The organism is Streptomyces sp. B5E4 (genome assembly GCF_039871555.1).
GTDB lineage: Bacteria > Actinomycetota > Actinomycetes > Streptomycetales > Streptomycetaceae > Streptomyces.
In genome coordinates this window covers 253,453-271,785 of the sequence record NZ_JBDPMI010000001.1, presented here as the reverse complement: position 1 = coordinate 271,785, position 18,333 = coordinate 253,453, and the positions used below count along the sequence as shown (strand labels likewise).

General features: G+C 74.3%; 18 protein-coding genes. 5 read left to right on the top strand and 13 right to left on the bottom strand.

Annotated features, from left to right (window positions below):
* Nucleotides 1–2: 2 nt before the first annotated feature.
* On the top strand, nucleotides 3–1,157 hold the full coding sequence (locus tag ABGA99_RS01075) for an XdhC/CoxI family protein (RefSeq protein WP_347578925.1): 1,155 nt from the start codon (nucleotides 3–5) through the stop codon (nucleotides 1,155–1,157).
* On the opposite strand, the gene ABGA99_RS01070 is transcribed toward ABGA99_RS01075, so the two are convergent.
* The gene (locus ABGA99_RS01070) at nucleotides 1,154–1,435 is read right to left on the bottom strand and encodes a hypothetical protein (RefSeq protein WP_347581954.1); all 282 of its coding nucleotides are present in this window, start codon (nucleotides 1,433–1,435) and stop codon (nucleotides 1,154–1,156) included. The two genes, ABGA99_RS01075 and ABGA99_RS01070, sit on opposite strands and share 4 nt — an antisense overlap.
* A 21-nt stretch (nucleotides 1,436–1,456) precedes the next feature.
* On the opposite strand from ABGA99_RS01070, the gene ABGA99_RS01065 reads away from it, so the two are divergent.
* On the top strand, nucleotides 1,457–2,155 hold the full coding sequence (locus ABGA99_RS01065) for a TetR/AcrR family transcriptional regulator (protein WP_347581953.1): 699 nt from the start codon (nucleotides 1,457–1,459) through the stop codon (nucleotides 2,153–2,155).
* Between the two features lie 104 nt (nucleotides 2,156–2,259).
* On the opposite strand, the gene ABGA99_RS01060 is transcribed toward ABGA99_RS01065, so the two are convergent.
* The 12 genes from ABGA99_RS01060 to ABGA99_RS01005 form a co-directional block, all read right to left on the bottom strand.
* Complete coding sequence (locus tag ABGA99_RS01060; protein ID WP_347578922.1) at nucleotides 2,260–3,195, bottom strand: aryldialkylphosphatase; 936 nt, start codon at nucleotides 3,193–3,195, stop codon at nucleotides 2,260–2,262.
* Nucleotides 3,192–4,133, bottom strand: coding sequence for a shikimate dehydrogenase (locus tag ABGA99_RS01055; RefSeq protein WP_347581952.1), 942 nt, complete (start codon nucleotides 4,131–4,133; stop codon nucleotides 3,192–3,194). The genes ABGA99_RS01060 and ABGA99_RS01055 overlap by 4 nt, the downstream gene beginning before the upstream one ends.
* Nucleotides 4,130–4,852: a bifunctional 4-hydroxy-2-oxoglutarate aldolase/2-dehydro-3-deoxy-phosphogluconate aldolase gene (locus tag ABGA99_RS01050; protein ID WP_347581951.1), complete on the bottom strand. Its 723-nt coding sequence runs from the start codon at nucleotides 4,850–4,852 to the stop codon at nucleotides 4,130–4,132. Before ABGA99_RS01050 ends, ABGA99_RS01055 begins: the two co-directional genes overlap by 4 nt.
* Nucleotides 4,849–5,865, bottom strand: coding sequence for an NAD(P)-dependent oxidoreductase (locus ABGA99_RS01045; RefSeq protein ID WP_347581950.1), 1,017 nt, complete (start codon nucleotides 5,863–5,865; stop codon nucleotides 4,849–4,851). Before ABGA99_RS01045 ends, ABGA99_RS01050 begins: the two co-directional genes overlap by 4 nt.
* Complete coding sequence (gene xylB / locus ABGA99_RS01040) at nucleotides 5,862–7,352, bottom strand: xylulokinase (RefSeq protein ID WP_347581949.1); 1,491 nt, start codon at nucleotides 7,350–7,352, stop codon at nucleotides 5,862–5,864. The genes ABGA99_RS01045 and xylB overlap by 4 nt, the downstream gene beginning before the upstream one ends.
* Complete coding sequence (locus tag ABGA99_RS01035) at nucleotides 7,349–8,554, bottom strand: ABC transporter permease (RefSeq protein ID WP_347578917.1); 1,206 nt, start codon at nucleotides 8,552–8,554, stop codon at nucleotides 7,349–7,351. The genes xylB and ABGA99_RS01035 overlap by 4 nt, the downstream gene beginning before the upstream one ends.
* Nucleotides 8,551–10,065: a sugar ABC transporter ATP-binding protein gene (locus ABGA99_RS01030; RefSeq protein WP_347581948.1), complete on the bottom strand. Its 1,515-nt coding sequence runs from the start codon at nucleotides 10,063–10,065 to the stop codon at nucleotides 8,551–8,553. The genes ABGA99_RS01035 and ABGA99_RS01030 overlap by 4 nt, the downstream gene beginning before the upstream one ends.
* Before the next feature lie 51 nt (nucleotides 10,066–10,116).
* Entirely contained in the window at nucleotides 10,117–11,145 is a 1,029-nt protein-coding gene (locus ABGA99_RS01025) for an ABC transporter substrate-binding protein (RefSeq protein ID WP_347578915.1), read from the bottom strand.
* Nucleotides 11,146–11,147: 2 nt separating this feature from the next.
* The gene (locus ABGA99_RS01020) at nucleotides 11,148–11,765 is read right to left on the bottom strand and encodes a glucose-6-phosphate isomerase family protein (protein WP_347581947.1); all 618 of its coding nucleotides are present in this window, start codon (nucleotides 11,763–11,765) and stop codon (nucleotides 11,148–11,150) included.
* 214 nt (nucleotides 11,766–11,979) lie between these two features.
* The gene (locus tag ABGA99_RS01015; RefSeq protein ID WP_027740871.1) at nucleotides 11,980–12,759 is read right to left on the bottom strand and encodes a GntR family transcriptional regulator; all 780 of its coding nucleotides are present in this window, start codon (nucleotides 12,757–12,759) and stop codon (nucleotides 11,980–11,982) included.
* 64 nt (nucleotides 12,760–12,823) lie between these two features.
* Nucleotides 12,824–13,171, bottom strand: a complete 348-nt coding sequence (locus tag ABGA99_RS01010) for a hypothetical protein (RefSeq protein ID WP_347581946.1) — start codon at nucleotides 13,169–13,171, stop codon at nucleotides 12,824–12,826.
* Between the two features lie 552 nt (nucleotides 13,172–13,723).
* Nucleotides 13,724–14,161, bottom strand: a complete 438-nt coding sequence (locus tag ABGA99_RS01005) for a TIGR02611 family protein (protein WP_347578966.1) — start codon at nucleotides 14,159–14,161, stop codon at nucleotides 13,724–13,726.
* Between the two features lie 154 nt (nucleotides 14,162–14,315).
* On the opposite strand from ABGA99_RS01005, the gene ABGA99_RS01000 reads away from it, so the two are divergent.
* The 3 genes from ABGA99_RS01000 to ABGA99_RS00990 all read left to right on the top strand — a co-directional run bounded on the left by ABGA99_RS01000 (nucleotide 14,316) and on the right by ABGA99_RS00990 (nucleotide 18,321).
* Nucleotides 14,316–14,900 carry a LacI family DNA-binding transcriptional regulator gene (locus ABGA99_RS01000; protein ID WP_347581945.1) on the top strand — a complete coding sequence of 195 codons (585 nt, stop codon included), beginning with the start codon at nucleotides 14,316–14,318 and terminating at the stop codon, nucleotides 14,898–14,900.
* Between the two features lie 821 nt (nucleotides 14,901–15,721).
* On the top strand, nucleotides 15,722–16,717 hold the full coding sequence (locus ABGA99_RS00995) for a hypothetical protein (protein WP_347581944.1): 996 nt from the start codon (nucleotides 15,722–15,724) through the stop codon (nucleotides 16,715–16,717).
* 80 nt (nucleotides 16,718–16,797) lie between these two features.
* Nucleotides 16,798–18,321 (top strand): PQQ-dependent sugar dehydrogenase, encoded by a 1,524-nt coding sequence (locus ABGA99_RS00990; protein WP_347578909.1) that lies wholly within the window; start codon nucleotides 16,798–16,800, stop codon nucleotides 18,319–18,321.
* Nucleotides 18,322–18,333 lie beyond the last annotated feature (12 nt).

Genomic DNA, 18,333 nt, shown 5'->3' with positions numbered 1-18,333 from the left:
CGGTGAACGCCCTGTGGGAGCGACTGCACCGGCTGTGGGAGGCGGGCACCCCGTGCGGACTGGCCACGGTCGTGTCCACCTTCGGCTCCGCCCCGCGGAGGCCCGGAGCGATCATGATCTGCGCCCCGGACGGCGGGGTCACCGGCAGCATCTCCGGCGGTTGCGTCGAGGGCGCCGTCCACGACCTGGCCCAGCAGGCCGTCGCGGACGGCACCGCCGTGCTCGAACGCTACGGAGTGGCCGACTCCGACGCCGGGGCCGTCGGTCTGACGTGCGGCGGCACCATCGAGGTCCTCGTCGAGCGCGTCGACCGGCGGTCCTTTCCCGAACTGAACGTCCTCCTCGGGCACCTGAGATCCGCGACTCCCGTCGCCCTGGCGACCGTCGTCGAAGCCGACCCGTCGTGGCCGGAAGCACGACCGGGGGGCCACCTGGTCTGCTGGGCCGACGGCGCGGCGGGCAGCACCGGCAGCCCCGTCCTCGACGCGCAGACGGCCTCGGCGGCCCGCCGGCTGCTGGCCCAGAACCGCTCCGCCACCGTCCGCCCCGGTGCGGCCGGAGCGGATTGCGCGCACGGCCCGCGGATCTTCGTCAACTGCCTTGCTCCCCCGCCCCGCATGCTGATCTACGGTGCGGGCGAGTTCGCCTCGGCTCTCGCCCGCCAGGGCGCCTTGCTCGGCTACCGCGTCACGGTCTGCGACGCCCGCCCCGTGTTCACCACCCCGGAGCGCTTCCCGGACGCCGACGAGGTCGTCGTGAACTGGCCGCACCGCCATTTCGCCGACGAAGCCGAGAAGCGGCGCATCGACGACCGCACCGTGGTCGTCTCGCTGACGCACGATCCGAAGTTCGACATACCGCTGCTCACGGCCGCCCTGGAGACGGATCTGGCCTACGTCGGCGCCATGGGCTCCCGGCGCAGCGTGGCCCAGCGCATCGCGGCACTGCGGGCGGCGGGACTTCCCGCCGGCCGGCTGGCGCGGCTCAGCTCCCCCGTGGGACTCGACCTCGGCGGCGCCGACCCGGCGGAGACGGCGGTCTCCATCGCGGCCGAAATACTCCTGCTGCGCCACGGGCACCACGGGCTCCGCCTGTCCGGGACCGCCGGTCCCCTCCACCGCGAGGCGGCACCGGCACGGATCCCGGGCTTCCGCTAGGAGAGGACGATCCGCAGGATGCGATCGTCGCCGGGCCGGGGCTCGGTGCCGCCCCAGGTGGCTCCGTCGGTGTTCGACGTCGTGATCCACAGCGAGCCGTCGGGCGCGGTTCCGACCGTCCGGATGGGGCCGTACTCGCCGACGTAATGGGCGATCGGATCGCCGGCCGCCCGGGGGCCGTCGACCGGCAGTTGCCAGAGCCGCTGCCCGCCGAGCGCGCCCATCCAGAGCGAGCCGCCGGCGTAGGCGACCCCGAGGGGCGAGATAATTGATAGCATTTTTCTGTTAACGTTGGAAACATGGAGACGAGGAACAATCGCGACCGCATCATCGAGGCGGCCGCCGCCCTGCTCGCCGAGGGCGGCGGGGACGCCGTGTCGACCCGTGCGGTCAGCGCGGCGGCCGGCGTCCAGGCCCCGGCCATCTACCGCATCTTCGGGGACAAGCAGGGACTGCTGGACGCCGTCGCGAGCCACGGCTTCGCGGATTACCTGCGCAGCAAGACCGCCGGACAGCCGACCGACGACCCGGTGGCGGACCTGCGCCGCGGATGGGATCTCCACGTCGGCTTCGGCCTGGCCAACCCCGCGTTCTACACCCTGATCTACGGCGACCAGCGGCCCGGCACCGAGCCCTCGGCCGCACGGGAGGCATCCGCGGTCCTGGCCGGCATGATCAGTCGCATCGCCGCAGCGGGGCGTCTGCGGATGAGCGAGGACCGGGCCGCCTTCCTCGTCCACTCCACCGGGCGTGGCGTGACGCTCACGCTGATCTCGCAGCCCGAGAATACGCGCGACATGTCCCTCTCGGTCCTCGCCCGGGAGTCGGTCATCGCCACCGTCACCACCGATCCCCCCCGGCGCACACAGCCGGACGGCGGCGGAGTGGTCGGCCACGCGGTCGCACTGCGCGCCGCCCTCCCGCAGACCACCTCCCTGACCGACCCCGAACGCGCCCTGCTCACCGAGTGGCTGGACCGCATCGCCACCGCGGACTGAACGCCGCGTCCGCCCTGCTCCGCGCGCGAACCCGTACCGGCGAGCCGTCTCCGGGCTCTGATCCCGTCTCAGGTTGCGCCCAGCCCGGTGGGGCGGGCGCCGGATCAGCCGGCCCAGTCCAGCAGCCGCGCCGGGTTGGCCACCGTGACGGCGTCGGCCAGCGCGTCGCCGCCCCCGGCCGCGACGCGCGGAAGGAAGCGGCGCGGCAGATAGTCGAGGCCCGGCATGCCGCCGTAGGCGCGGTAACGGCTGCGGCGGGCCACGTCGCCGCCGAGGACGAGCCGGTCCGGGCCCGCGCGTTCCGCGGTGGCCAGCAGGCAGGCCAGCACGGTGGAGTCGGGGTGGTTGCGGTGCCGGGCCACGCCGTCGTAGCCGAGGTACGCCCCGGCCGCGCAGAGCTCCGCGTGCAGCCCGGGGTCGGGGTTGCGATCGGCGTGCGCGAGAACGACGCGGTGCGCCGGCACCCCGTGTCCGGCCAGCTCCGCCAGCACCTCGAACGCCGCGCTGCCGTACTCCAGATGCACCATCACCGGCGCCCCGGTGGCCCGGTGGGCGGCGCCGGCCGCCGCGAGCACCCGGTGCTCGAACGGGGACACCGACCAGTACCCGGCGCCGGCCTTGACGATCCCGGCGCGGACGGCGGGCCCGGTCCGTACCGTCAGGTCCGCGTCCGCGTACATGCCGTCGGTGAGTTCCGCGGTGAACAGCGCGGCCAGCTCCGCCTCCGCCATGGCGAGCAGCGGGTGTCCCGGCGCGTAGTGCGGCTCGCGGTGGGCGCCGGTGGTGTGCACGATGTGCAGCCCCGTCGCCCGCGCGATACGGGCGACGCCCGCCGGGTCGCGGCCCAGGCCCACCGGGGTCGCCTCGATCATCGCCGTGAAGCCGGCCGCCCGCAGGTACGCGGCCTCCTGCCCGCTGCGCGCCTCGTCGTCCAGCTCGTCGCCGGGCAGCAGCGGCGAGACCTGGAAGAGGTGCTCGTGGTAGTCGGTCCGCCCGAGCCGGTCCGCGGGCAGGTCGCCGAGGACGGTGCGGACGCTCACCGTACGGCCTCGGCGGCGGCGGAGAGCCGGTCGACGGTCGCGGCGTCCAGGGTCAGGCCGAACACCTCCGCTATCACCTGGGACCAGCCGTGGATGAAGTACCGCCAGCCGTCGACGACGTCGAGGTCCCGCTCCGCGGCCTGGCCGCGGGCCGCGTGCAGGAAGGGCAGCGCGCCCCGGTAATTCAGCTCCCACGCCACGGCCCCGCGCGGGAAGCGCGCCGCGGGCGAGAGCGGCGATCCCGGCCGGTCCTTGCCCAGCCCGGTGGCGTTGACGACGAGGGTGCCGGGCGGTGCCGCCGCGAGCAGGTCGTCGGCGTGGCCCTCGGTGACGACGGTACGCAGCCGGGCGGGGTCCGCGCCGCCGCGCCGGAGCACGTCGGCCAGCTCGGCGAGCCGGTCGGCGGAGCGGTCGGTGCAGACGATGCGGGCGGGGGCGTCGGGGCGGCGGGCGAGGTAGTAGCCGATCGCGGTGCCGGCGCCGCCGGCGCCCAGGCACAGCAACTCGCCGCCGGTGGCGGCGAAGTGGCCGGGCGCGAGGAACTCCTCGATGGCCAGGCCCGCGGTCAGCGGGTCCTTGGCGTGGCCGACGAAGCGGCCGTCCCGCTTGGAGACGGAGGACACCTCGCCGCAGAGCCTGGCGAAGTCGTCCAGCTCGTCGAAGAGGTCGGCGGCCGCCCGGTACACACCTATCTTGTGCGTGGTGATCAGCGCGCCGAGGAGCAGCGGGTCGCGTCTGATCCGCTCGGCGACCGCCCGGTAGCGGGCGGGTTCCGCGTCCGGCGGCAGGTCGAAGCCGACGAGCCGGGCGGTGGGCAGGCCGAGGAGGCGGGCCCACTCGGGGAAGATCCGCATGATGGACGACTCGCCGGTGCTGACGCCGACGAAGGCCATGGCCGCGGTGTCCGCAGCGGTGGCGGTGCCGGTCGGTGTGCTCAACGGACCGCCTCCGCACCCGGGCCGGCCGCGTCGGACGTCCCCCGGCGGACCTTCGCCAGCGCCGCGGCGAACGCCCGGGCCCGTTCGGTCAGCGCATCCCAGCGCCCGGCGGCGATGTGCGCCGCGGAGGCCAGTTCGCCGCCCGCCCCGACGGCCAGCGCGCCGGCGCCGAACCACTCCGCCAGGTTCCCGGCGGACACCCCGCCGGTCGGCACCAGCGGCACGTCCGGGAAGGGGCCGCGCAGCGCGCGGAGATAGCCGGGACCGCCGAGGGAGGCGGGGAAGACCTTGACCGCGTGCACGCCGAGCGCGGTGGCGGTCATGACCTCGCTGGGGGTCAGGGCGCCGCAGAGCACGGGCAGGCCCGTGTCCAGCATGGCGGCGGCCAGTTCCGGCGTGGTACCGGGGCTGACCAGGAACGCCGAGCCGGCGTCGGCCGCGGCGGCGGCCTGCGCGGGGGTGAGGACGGTGCCCGCGCCCACCAGCGCCTCGGGGTGGCGGGCGCGTACCTCGGCGATGACCGCGGGCGCATCGGGCGTGGAGTACGTGATCTCGATGCCGGTGACGCCGCCGTCGACCAGCGCCGCCACCGCGGCCAGCGCGCCGTCCGGCGTGGGCGCGCGGAGGACGGCGACGACGCCGGCGCGGCGCAGGCCGGCGAGCGGGGACGGGGGCGCGGCGGGGTCGGCGGGGTCGGCGGAGGGCTGCTGGGTGGTCACGGTGCGCTCTCTTCGGTGGCGGGTACGGGCAGGGGTACGGGGTGCGCGGGCACGCGGCCGGCGAGCACGTCGAGGACGGCCCGTACGGCACCCGCGCCCATCCGGTCCACCGCCTCGACGGTCTGCGCGCCCAGGTGCGGGGTGAGGACCACCCGGTCGGCGAACTCCGCGGCCAGCAGCGGGCTTTCGGCGGCGGCGCCGCCCTCGCCCGTGAGGGTGTCGGCGGCGTACGCGGCCAGCCTGCCGTCCCGCAGCGCCGCGGCGACGGCGTGCTCGTCGACGAGGTCGGCCCGCGCCGTGTTGACGACGATCAGCCCCGGCCTGGCCCCGGCGAGCCACCGCTCGTCGACCACCCGGGTGCCGCCGGGGGCGTGCAGGCTCACCGCATCGCACCGCCCGGCAAGTTCCGCGAGCGGCGTCCGCCGGACGCCCAGCACCTCGAAGACCACCGGGTCCAGGTACGGGTCGTGCCCCAGCACCTCCGTGCCGAACCCGGCGGCGCGCCGCGCCACCCCGCGCCCGACCCGGCCGAGGCCGACGACGCCGAGCGTGAGGGTGCCCAGCTCCCGGCCGCGGCGCGGCTGCCAGGACCCGGCGCGCACCGCCCGGTCGCCGGCGGCGACGCCGCGCAGCGCGGCGAGGAGCAGCGCGAGGCCCAGGTCGGCGACGGCGTCGCTGTTCGCGGCGGGAGTGTGGGTGACGGTGACGCCGCGGCGGGCGGCGGCGGCCAGGTCGACGCTGTCGACGCCGACGCCGTAGCGCGCGAGGACCTTGAGCCCCGGCGCGGCGGCCAGATGGGCGTCGGTGACCGGCGCGGTGCCGGCGATCCAGGCGACGGCGCCGGCCAGCACCGGGGCCAGCTCGGCCGGGTCGTGGACGGTGGAGCCGCGCACCACGCGCAGCCCGGCGGCGGCGAGTTCGTCCTCGACGGGCGCGGTGCCGCTGCCGAAGGACCGCGAGGTCACCAGCACCACGGGTGCCGTGCCGGCCGTACTTCTGGTGCTCCCGCTCATCGCTTCTCCTTCGCGAACCACGGTTCCAGCCGCTCGTACGCCTCCAGGAACAGCGCGTGCCGCCGCCGGTAGTCGGCGTGCCGTCCGGGGTCCGGGGTGAACTCGGCGGTGACCTCGGACAGGTCGCGGGCGACGGCGAAGCCGTCGACGAGGCCCGCGCCGACGCCCGCGGTGACGGCGGCGCCCAGGCTGTTGGCCTCCTCGACGATGCTGCGGCGGCGCACGGTGGCGCCCCAGACGTCGGCGAGGATCTGCAGCCACAGGTCGCTGGCCGCGCCGCCGCCGATCGCGTCCACCCGGTCGACCGGGTGCCCGGCCTCGCGGAACGCGCCGACGCAGGTGGCGAGGTTGAACGCCACGCCCTCCAGCACCGCGCGGGTCAGGTGGGCCTCCTGGTGGTGGCGGGTCAGGCCGAGGAACGCGCCGGCCGCGGCGGCGTTCCAGTAGGGGGAGCGCTCGCCGAGCAGATGCGGCAGGAAGTACAGGCCCGCGGTGTCGGCGTCGGCCGCCGCGGCGAGCAGGTCGGGGAAGCGGTCCCCGCCCTGGCCGGGACGGAGCACCTCCGCCACCCAGTCCAGCGACGCGCCGCCCGCCTGCATGGTCGCGGTCGGCACGTAGCGTCCCGGGACGACGTGGTCGAAGGTCATGGTGCGCATCCGCGGGTCGTGCAGCGGCCGTTCCGCGGAGAGCGAGACCCAGGAGGACGAGCCGAGGTAGGTGTACGCGCCGTCGGCGGGGTCGATGACCCCGGCGCCCAGGGCGGCCAGCGGGCCGTCGCCGCCGCCGAGGACGACGGGGGTGCCGGCGGCCAGCCCGGTGGCCTCCGCGGCTTCGGGGAGCAGCGGTCCCGCGACGGTGGTGGACGGCACGATCTCGGGGAAGAGCGCGGGGTCGATGCCGGCCGCGGCCAGCACCTCGGCGGACCAGGCGCCGGCGGGCTGGTCGTAGGCGTTGGTGCTGGAGGCGTCGGAGCGGTCGGTGGCCAGCACGCCGGTCAGCCGGTGCACGACGTAGTCCTTGGCCAGGCAGACGTGGGCCACCCGGGCGAAGGTCTCCGGCTCGTGGTCGCGTACCCACATCACCTTGGTCAGGGAGTAGGTGGGGTGGAGCTGGTGGCCGAGCAGGCGGTACGCCCGCTCGGCACCCAGCGCGGCGATCAGCCGGTCGGCCTGCTCCTGGCTGCGGTGGTCGGCCCAGATCAGCGAGGGCCGCACCGGCCGGTACGCGGAGTCGAGCAGCACCGCGCCCATCATCTGGCCGCTGAACCCGACGGCGGCGACCTCCGCGGGGCGTACGCCGGTGTGCTCCAGCAGCCGCCGGGTGGCGGCGCACACAGCCCGCCACCACACCTCGGGGTCCTGCTCGGCGACCCCGCCGGCGCGGAAGTCGGTGCCGTAGTGCTCGGTCAGGGCGGCCACCGGGGTGCCGTCGTCGGCGTGCAGCGAGGCCTTGTCACCGGTGGTGCCGAGATCGTGCGCGATGATCATGGTGCCGCTCGTTTCGTCGGGGTCGGCTCCCCGGCAGTCTCGTTGCCCGCGGTCCCCGTATCCGGTTGCGCCGTGCCGCCCGCCGGTCCCGGCCCGCCCGGCTGTTCCGGTCCTCCCGGCGGCTGCCCGTCGGCCACCGGCTTGGCCTTGCCGCCGCGGCGCAGGTTGTGGACGTGCTCGGTGGCGACGGCGGCGAGGATCAGCACGCCGATGACGATCTGCAGCCAGAAGGGGTCGATGCCCAGCAGCGTGCCGCCGTTGTTGAGCATGCCGACGACCAGCGCGCCGACGAGCGCGCCGAGCGCGCTGCCCTTGGCGCCGAAGAGGCTGGCGCCGCCGATCACGCAGGCGGCGATGGCCTGGAGTTCGTAGCCGTTGCCGGAGGTCGGCACGCCGTTGCCGAGGCGGGAGGCGAGGAGCACGCCGGCCGCGGCGGCCAGGGTGCCGGACAGCACGTACGCGCTGACGAGCACGCGGCGTACGGGCACGCCCGTCAGCCGGGCGGACTCGGCGCTGGAGCCGACGGCGTAGACGTACTCGCCCCAGACGGTGCGGCGCAGCAGCAGCGCGAAGAACACCGTGATGAGCACCATCAGCCAGGTCAGATGGGAGATGCCCAGCAGGCTGCCGCCGCCGATCTCGGCGAAGCCGTCGGGCAGCGGCTGCACGGTGCGGCCGTCGCTGAGCAGCAGGGTCGCGCCGCGGGCGGCGCCCATCATGCCGAGCGTCACGATGAACGGCGGCATCTTGAGGAACGCCACCAGCACGCCGTTGATCAGCCCGGCGGCGGCGCCGACGAGCAGCGCGAGGAGCACCGCGCCCACGAGGGGCAGTCCGCCGCCGGTGTCGTAGACCACCTTGGCGGCGACGATGCCGGACAGGCCGACGACCGAGCCGACGGACAGGTCGATGCCCGCGGTGAGGATGACGATGAGCTGGCCGACGGCGATGATCGCGAAGATGGACACCTGCCGGCCGAGGTTGTCCAGGTTGGTGCCGGTGAGGAACGACTCGGTGGACATGGTCAGGGCGAAGGCCAGCACCAGCAGCACGGGGATGCCGCCGGAGGTCCGGCCCAGCACCTGGCCCAGGCGCAGGATCTCCCTGTCGGCGGGCTGCCGGGCGGGGCGTTTGCCGAACCGGATGCCCTTGGATGTGCCGCCGCCGGCGGCGGGGGCGGTGGCTCTGGCGAGGTCGGTCATCGGTTCTCCAGGGACGGTGCGGAAGGTTCGGCGGGGGCGGCGGCCGCCGGGCCCACGGGGCTCGCCAGCCGCAGCACGGCCTCCTCGGTGGCCTCCGCGGCGGGCAGCGAGCCCACCAGCCGGCGCTGGCGCACCACTTCGACGCGGTCGCACAGGCCCAGCAGTTCGGGGAGGTAGGAGGAGACGACCACGATCGCCAGGCCGTCCGCGGCCAGTTCGGCGATCACCTGGTAGATGTCGGCCTTGGAGCCGACGTCGACGCCCTTCGTGGGCTCGTCGAGCAGCAGCACCTTGGCGCCGGTGGCCCGCCACCGGGCGACCAGCGTCTTCTGCTGGTTGCCGCCGGAGAGCGAGGAGACCGGGTCGCTCCAGTCGCCGAGCTTGATGCGCAGACCCGCGGAGGCGGCGGTGACGTGCTCGCGCATCCGGCGGCGGCGCAGGACACCGAAGGTGCCGGTGCGCGGCAGGCTGGCGATGGCCACGTTCTTCTCGATGCTCAGGCCCGGCAGCAGCCCGGACTCCTTGCGGTCCTCGGGCAGCAGCCCGAGCCCGGCCCGTGCGGCGGCGCGCGGGGAGGTGGCGCCGACCCGGCGGCCGTCGACCAGGATCTCGCCGCCGAGCACCGGGTCGGCGCCGAAGACGGCCCGCAGCAGTTCGGTGCGCCCGGAGCCGAGCAGCCCGGCCAGGCCGACGACTTCGCCGCGGCGTACGGTCAGGTCCACCGGCGCGGGGAAGCCGGCGGGCCGGAGGCCGCGCAGTTCCAGCCGTACGTCGCCGGGGTCCGGGCGCTCGCCGGGGTACAGGTTCTCGATCCGGCGGCCGACCATCGACTGCACGAGGGAGTCCTCGTCGTAGTCCGACATCGGCCGGGTCTCGACCACCCGGCCGTCGCGCAGCACCGTCACCCGGTCGCCGACGGCGAACATCTCCTCCAGCCGGTGGGTGACGTACAGGACCGAGACGCCCTCGTCCCGCAGCGTGGCGATGCGGGCCAGCAGGGCGTCCGCCTCCTGCGCGGACAGCGCGGTGGTCGGCTCGTCGAAGACGACGAGCCGCGCGTCGTGGCCGAGGACCCGGGCGATCTCGACCAACTGCCGGGTGGCGGTGGTCAGTTCCGACACGCGCGTGCGGGGGTCCAGATCGGCCAGGCCGACGCGGGCCAGCATCTCCCCGGCCTGCGCGCGCTGCCGGCGGCGGTCGACCCAGCCGGCCCGACCGGGCATCCCGAACATGCTCAGGTTGCTCGCCACGGTCAGCTCGGGCATCAGGCTCAGCTCCTGATACACCACGCCGATGCCGGCGGCGCGCGCCTCCGCGGGGGTGACGTGCGTGCGCATCTCGCGGCCGAGCACCCGGTACGCGCCGCCGTCGCGGGCCACCGCGCCGGTCAGCACCTTGATCAGGGTGGACTTTCCGGCGCCGTTCTCGCCGGCGAGGCAGTGCACCTCGCCCGGTGCGATGTCCAGGTCCACGGCGGCCAGCGCCGTCACGGCGCGATAGCTCTTACCCACGCCCCGCAGGCTGACCAGGGGGCTCGACTCGGGGGTTGCCATGGCCGGCCCTCAGCCCTTGGTCTTGGGCGGGTTGAGAAGCTGCTCGAACTGCGCCTCGTCCACGGTCGACTTGTCGATGACGACGGCGCCCGGGTCGAGCCGGACCGGCGGGGTGCTGTCGCCGGCGGCCATCGCGGCCTCGACGACGCCCTGGTAGCCGAAGAAGAACGGGTTCTGGACGATGATCGCGTCGATGGACCCGTCGCGTACGCCGGCGATCTCCGCGGGGTCGGAGTCGAAGGCGACGACCGCGACGCGGTCGCCGGCGTTGCGCTCGGCGACGGCCTTGGCGGCGCCGGTGCCGGAGGTGTTGTTGTCGGCGAAGACCCCGGCCAGGTCGGGCGTCGCGGTGAGGGCATCGTTGACCTGGGAGACGGCCTTGTTCAGGTCGTTGTCGTTGACGGAGGTCTGAATGATCTCGGCGTCGGGGCACTCGGCGGCCAGACCGCTCTTGAAGCCGTTGAACCGGTCGACCAGGACCTGCTGGCCCGAGGCCGAGCTCTCGTGGAGGATCTTGCCGTCCTTCTGGCCCTTGTCGGTGAGCAGCTCGCACATGCGCACGCCGGCCTGCTCGCCCGCCTTGACGTTGTCGGTGCCGATGAAGCCCTCGGACTCGGTGGTGATCGCGTTGTCGACGGTGATCACCTTGATGCCGGCGTCGCGGGCCCGGTCCACCGCGCCGTTGAGCGCGGTGGAGGAGTTCGAGGCCAGCACGATGGCGTCGGCGCCCCGGGAGATGGAGTTCTCCACCAGGCTGACCTGTTCCTCGATATCGGTCTCCGAGGTCGGGCCGAAGAGCCCGAGATCGATGCCGAAGTCGTCGCCCGCCTGCTTGGAGCCGGCGAGCATCGACTGCCAGAAGTCGGAGTCGGTGGCCTTGGTGATGACGTCGACCTTGGTGCCGCCGACCGCGGCGCCGCCGCCCGACGAGGAGCCGGAGTCGTCGAACGCCGCCTTCCCGGCGGCGACGCCGCCGGCCGCGAAGACGACGGCCAGCGCGGCGGCCACCCCCGAGGAGACGAAACGGATGCGCGCCATGGCTACTCCTGGTTGCTAGGGGACGTGCTGGGGGACGAAGCGGTGAAGGGGACGAGCAGCGGCGGGGCGCCGTCCGGGGCGCGCCGGACGCGGTAGCCCATGCCGTGGTCGAGGACCCAGCCGTAGTCGTGCCCGGCGTTGCCGGGGTAGACGGCCAGGAAGCGGTACGGCTCGCCGCCGGTGTTGACGCTGCGGTGCGCCCAGCCCGGCGGGATGTAGCCGATGGCACCCGGGTACATGTCGATCCACCGCGGCCGGTCGCCGTCGAAGAGCAGCAGACCGCCGGTGCCGGCGAGGCCGAGGTAGATCTCGCCCTGCGGGTTGGGGTGCTGGTGGCCCTTGGTCATGTGGAACTCGCCCCCGACCGTGCCGGGCCGGATCGTGGTGATCGACTGCGGCAGCTCGCCCTCCGCCTCCGGTACGGGCGAGGAGGCGACGTCGTAGACGACGGGGTCACCGCCGTCCCGTACCGCGGCGCGCCAGGCGTCGCCGTCGGCGAAGAGGCCGTCGAGGTCGGACATGCGCCGGGTGAGCACCGGGCCCGAGGGGCTGATGCCGCCGGCCTCGGGCTCGAAGGTGAGGAGCGTCGGCTCGATGGGGGGCGATGCGTATGACGGCACCGTTTCCTCCTGGGGTCGTGCGGGTTGCTTCCGGGGGCGTCAGCGTGACGGCCAGGTCATTTGACATCCTGTACGGTCAGGATGTCAATGGCCCCTACAGCAGACGATCGCACTCCCCGCGCGCACGCGTCGCGGCCGGCCCGCTCGGGTGAGCAGACCGGCCGCGTGGGTCGGGTCGGGTCCGGGCCGTACGGGACGGTACGGCCCGGGAGCGTCAGTCGGTGACGATCATCAGCGGGCGGGGCGGGGCGCCCGACTGGCGGGACAGCTCCACCTCGAAGCGGCTGCGGTCGCCGCGGTGGAAGGCGACGAAGCTCTCCACCGGGCGGCCCTGTTCGCCGACGCTGACGCTGCGCAGGACGAGCACCGGGGCGCCCCGGTTGACGCCGAGGCTGCGGGCCAGCTCCGCGGAGGCCACCGCCGCCTCCACCGAGCGGCGGCCCTGCACGAGACGTACCCCGAAGCGGCCTTCCAGCAGCGCGTACAGCGACTCCTGGGTCAGGTCCTCGTCGACCAGTCCCGGGGCGACCTCCTGCGGGACGTGGGTGATCGTGAGCACCCACGGCTCCTCCTCGACGAACCGCAGCCGCTCGATGACGATCACCGGATGCCCCGGCGGCACCTCCAGCGCCCCCGCGACCTGTGCGTCCGCCGGGACCACTTCGAGCCGGCGGACCTGGCTGCGCAGGTGGCCGCCGCGGGCGGCGACGTCCTCGTACAGCCCGGTGAGGGACTGGACGAGGCCCTCGGGGGTCTTGGGGTGGGCGACGAAGGTGCCGCGGCCCTTGATCCGCTCGATGACCCCTTCGGACTCCAGCTCGGCCAGGGCCTGGCGGACGACGGTCCGGGAGACCCCGTAGCGTTCGCACAGCTCGTGGTCCCCCGGCAGCCGGTCGCCGGGGCCCAGCTCGCGGCTCTCCATCTCGCCCAGGAGAATCTGCTTGAGCTGGTGGTAGAAGGGGAGCAGCGACGAACGATCGATACTTGACTGCATGTCATGAGAGGATAACAACCCTCTCGGCCCGATCGCCCGCCGGGCGCCCCTCTCCCTCGCCTCCTCAGTCGGCCGGCACGAACGTCTTCGGGTCGGTGAGGCCGGCGCTGCCCTCGTAGACGTGGGTGTAGAGATCACCGATCACGAACGAGTCGGGATAGGCGGAGCCCTGCGGCCACTGGTCCGGCCAGGTGGTGCTGCCGTTCTTGTCGTTCTGCACCAGGTCGCCGTCGGACCGGCCGTCATACTCCTCGGGCCTGGTGTTGTAGTGCCAGATCGGCGCGTCGTTCACGACGAACGGCCGGTGGAAGCGGAGCGTCTGCTCGCCGGAGCGCGCGAAGTTGCCGCTCGCCTCCAGGGTGTAGCCGGTGGCGTCCCGCTCGATGGCGAACGTGTAGTCCTCGTTCGGCATCAGCTCCGGCTGCAGCGCGCCCGCCGGGGCACGGAAGGGCGCAGGGAGACGGGAGACGGGAAGGGGGATGCGACGGGGCGGTGCGCGACGGGGGCCGAGGGCTGACGGGGGTCGCGCCGTCACGCCGGGAACGCACGGAACCGGGCAGCGGCCCGCCGGGGGCGCGGAGGGGACCGCCCCTGACGGACCTCGCTCGGTCGCGGCGAGGACGCACCCGTCCGGCGGCCGTCGCGCCAAGACCGGGGACAGGCAGGGGAGACGGGGCCCGCGGGGCGCGGGAGCGCACTACGCGTGAGCCGCTCGCCGGGACCCCGTGGCGAGTCACACGGGACGCGGACCGGGACTGGCAGGAGTCGCGCCGTCACGGCGGGAACGCGCCCGCGGCGCAGTCACCCCGCGGCACCCCGGGGAAGCACGTGGGGCCGCGCCCATGGAGAACCCGGCCCCGGCACGCAGCGCGGTGGCTGCCTGCCGGGGCCGGGGAAGAGGCGCGCGGGACGGGGACCGTGCGTGACGGGGCTCGCGCGCCTCGGACCGTTCGACCCGGGGCCGTCAGACCTTCCAGGGCATCTCGAAGCCGAACTCGTACAGGTAGATGCCGAGCAGCACACCGCAGATCACCAGGCCGACGGCCGTCAGGATGGCGTTGCGCCGGCGGACCTTCGGGTCGAGGGCGCGCTGTGCGGCCTCGGTGACCTTCCGCTTCGTCCAGTGCAGGACTATCTGCGCCCACACGAACTCCGTGGCCCACACCGCCATGCCCGCGAAGATCACCAGCCAGCCGGGACCCGGCAGCGGCAGCAGGATGATGCCGCCGCCGACGATGGCCAGGCCCACGATGAAGACCCCGACCTGCCAGCTCACGTGCAGCGCGCGCGAGCGCTGGATGAAGCTCGGCGCCTTGGACCCCCATGCCCGGTGCTCCGGAGTGCCCGGCTTCTCCGGCTCGTCCAGCTTCGCCACCGGAGCGTCGGTGTCGGCCTTGTCCATTCTCTTGTCCCCCTGATCGCCACGCTCGACATCCATGGGCACACGTTACGGGGTGAGGCACCCCCGGCCGTCCACCCGATGGACCGTCGTACGGGGGCCTTCTCCTCCCCAGGGTGTACGCCCGCCATCCCGCCGGCCGCGCACCCCTAACGGGATGGCACGACCGGTCATAGCGGATGTCGCTGCCCGTGCGGGCGTCAGCAGGACGACCGTGTCGCACGCCCTGTCCGGCAAGCGGCCCGTCAGCCCCAGCGTGCTCAAGCGCGTCCGGGAGGCGATGGCCGAGCTGGGCTACGTGCCACGGCGCGCGGCGCAGACGCTCAAGAGCGGCGCCTCCCAGATCGTCGGCCTCATCGTGCCGGACATCAGCAACACCTTCTTCGCCGACCTCGCCAAGGTCGTCGAGGACGTCTCCCTGGAGCAGGGCTACCACGTCGTCTTCGGCAACACCGCCTTCGAGGTCGAGCGCGAGCGCCTCCACCCGAACATGATCCGGTCGCGGGCCGTCGACGGCGTCGTCTACGCCGCCGGTGCGCCCTCGCCGGCCCCGGACACCGCCGAGATGCTGGCGGGGATCCCCTTCGTGCTGGTCGACGCGGAGGTGCCGGGAGCCGGCGCCACCAGCGTCGTCTCGGAGGTGCGCGAGATCGTCGAGGTCCCCTTCGACCGGCCCCGGGACCTCGACGTCCGCGGCGAGCCGAGTTCCAGCAACTGCGCCTGCGCATCGCCCATCTGCTGAGGGAGACGGCCGATGACGCTGCCTGAGACGACTCCCGTACGCCCGCCCGCGGCGCCGGACCGGCCGTCCCGTACGCCGAAGAGCTCCGCGCGGCGGCTGGCGGGACCGGCGCTGTCCGCTGGCCGTGATCGCGCTGGCGCTGTTCCTGTGGTGGCCGTTCACCACCGCCACCGACGCCATCGACCCGCTGAAGTTTCCCCGCGCCCGGCAAGGTGTGGGACAGCGCGTCGAACCTGCGCGAGACCCTGTGCTCCGACGCCACCGCGACGCTCGGCCGGGGCGTGGTCTCGTGGTCCGCCGGCAGCGCCCTCGGCGTCGCCGTGGGGCTGCTCATGTCCCGCTCCCGCACGCTGTCCGGAACAGGGGGACGGAGCCGGCTCGGACGGCCGGGAAGAAGGGCAGGGCCAACGGGCGCCGCCCGGCCGCGGCATCGGGGGTGCGGCCAAGGCACCGCGCGCCCCGGCTCTGCCTCCGGCCCTCGTCGCACCACCCGGCCGGCCCGTGACACCGCCCCGCGCCCAGGCACCTGGCACCCGACCTCCCAGGTCCCTTTCGCCCTCGGGGAGTTGGGTCTGATCCGCCGCTGCTCAGCTCACCCGGGCTACGGCAACGTGTTCCGGCACGCCCCCACCGGCCCCACCGGCATCAGCACCTGTTGCTCCCGTGCCCCCGCGGAGTGCCCGGTGCCGGGCTCCCCCGGTTGCCCGCGGCGGAGCCGCGACCGCTTGACGGGGTCACGTCGCGCGGATACGGTCCGCAAGGCGCGCAGCAAGCGCTTACCGAGAATCCTGGAGTCCTCTTCTGGCAGGGGAGATGACGCAATGCGGAAGCACAGCGGGAGCGTTGCCGCGCGGGTCGTCGCGGCGGCCGCGGCGCTGGCCCTGACCGCCCTCGCGGCGGGGCCCGTGCAGGCGGTGCAGAGCGAGGAGGCGGCAGAGGCGGCGGGGCGGGGGGCGCCCGTCGTGCTGCCGGCGCTCGGGCCCGGCCTCGTCGCGTACTACGACTTCGGCCATCCGGTCCCCGGCGATCCCGCCCTCGAACGCGACCGGGGCCGCTCCGGCACCGACATCGCACTCGTCAACGGCGGCGCCGGCATGCGCGTGCCCGACCAGGCGTTCCCGGGTGCCGGGTCCGCGCTGCAGACCGCCCAGGTCTCCCCCGCCACCGCAGGGAACGACGACTGGAAGGCCGGCGTCTACCGCCCCGGGGGCGTGCCGAGCATGCGCGCGTTCAACGGCGCCCAGGCCGCGACCGTCATGGGCTGGTTCAAGATGACCGGCGACAACCCCGCCCCCAACTCCCACACCGCGAACCCCGACGACCGTTACGGCGCCGTCGGCCTGGCCGGCGTGCTCGCCGGCAACTCCGACGGACACGGCGTGCGGGCCCTGCTGGAGCTGATCCAGGTGGACGGCGAACTGCGGCTCGTGGCGCTGGGCCGCCGGATCGACGAGGGTGCCTCGCAGACGTTCGCCGCCGCCGAGGACTGGCGCCGGCTGCTGCCGCCCGACGAGTGGGTGTTCCTGGCGGCGACGTTCGACTACTCCGACGGCACCATGGCGCTGTTCCGCAACGGCGAACGCCTCGACGGCTTCTCCACCGACCCCGGCGACCCGTGGCAGGTCGGCGGGCCCGGTGAGCACCGCGCCTCGCCCACGGATCCCGCGGGTATCAAGATCGGCGGGAGCTACCCGCAGAACACCCGGGAAGGCAATCCCTGCAACTGCCGCATGGACAGCCTGATGTTCCTCGACCGCGAACTGACCGACGGGCAGGTGCGGGCGCAGTACCGGCTGATGGTCTCGCCCCGGCCCTGAGCGGCCACCCGTTCCCGTACGTCCTCCGCCACCCCCGTACGCAGCGCACGCGCAACCGCACCCCCAGAACGGAGCCCGGCATGCCCCGACCCGCCCGCCGAAAGCCCCGCCTCCTCGCTCCCGCGCTCGCCGCGGCCGTGGCCGCGACCGCCCTCCTCACCGCCCCCGCCGAGGCCCGCACCGAGCCGACCGCCGCGCCGAGCGCGAGCCCCGGCGCCGCCGCGCCCGGCGACAACCTCCTCCCCAAGCCCGTACCCGCCAAGCTCGGCCTCGTCGTCGAGGAGTACGCGCAGTTCCCCGAGTCGGAGCCGACGCCCCCGCCGACCGACCCACGGCTGATGCGGCACGCCCGGATCAACGCGCTCACCGAACTCCCCGACGGCTCCGGCCGCAAGGCGGTGCCCGACCTCAACGGCAAGCTGTACCTCGTCGAGGACGGCGAGCAGCCCCGCACGTACCTCGACGTCGGCGCCACCTTCGCGCCGCAGTTCTTCTCCGGTCAGGGCCTCGGCCAGGGCTTCGGCTACGCGGCCTTCCACCCCGACTTCGCGCGCAACGGCATCTTCTACACCGTGCACACGGAACTGGCCTCCACCACCGACAAGCAGCCGGACCTCACCCCGCAGCCCAACACCGGCTACCACGGCATCATCACCGAGTGGACCGCCGACGACCCGGGGGCCGGCACCTTCTCCGGCACCCGCCGCGAGGTGCTGCGCCTCGGCTTCAACGGCCGTATCCACGGCATCCAGCAGATCGCCTTCAACCCCACCGCCCGCAAGGGCGGCGCCGACTACGGCAAGCTGTACCTCGCCGTGGGCGACGGCGGCACCGGCGTGCGCACCACCGAGCCGCAGAACCTCGCGCTGCCGCACGGCAAGCTGCTGCGGATCGACCCCCGCGGCAGCGACAGCGCCAACGGCGCGTACGGCGTCCCCGCCGACAACCCCTTCGCCGACCGCCCCGGCGCCCTCGGCGAGGTCTACGCCTACGGCTTCCGCGACCCGCACCGCTTCAGCTGGGACACCGGCGGCGAGAACCGGCTGTACCTCGGCCACATCGGCGAGCACGCCATCGAGTCGGTCTACGAGGTCCGGGCCGGGGACAACCTCGGCTGGAGCGAGCGCGAGGGCCCGTTCGTCTTCGACAAGAACCCGGCCGATCCGTGTAACGCGTACAAGCCGCTGCCGCCCGACGACGCCACGTACGGCTACACCTACCCCGTGGCCGCCTACGACCACGACCCGCCGGCCGACTGGAACTGCACCTCCGACGTCGGCCGGGCCGTCTCCGGCGGCTTCGTCTACCGCGGTGACGACCTGGACAAGCTGCGCGGCACCTATGTCTTCGGCGACCTCGTCGACGGCCGCGTCTTCGGCACCAGGGCGAGCGAGATGAACCGCGGCGCCGAGATGGCCACGATCCACCGGCTCCGGCTCTTCGACGCCGCCACCGGAGACCCGGTCACGGCGCAGGACCTGGCCGGCGACACCCGAGTCGACCTGCGCTTCGGGCAGGACACGGCGGGCGAGCTGTACCTGCTGGCGAAGGCGAACGGCAAGGTCTGGAAGGTCACCGGCACGCGCGGCCCCGCGCTGCCGTAGCCGGCGGGAGAC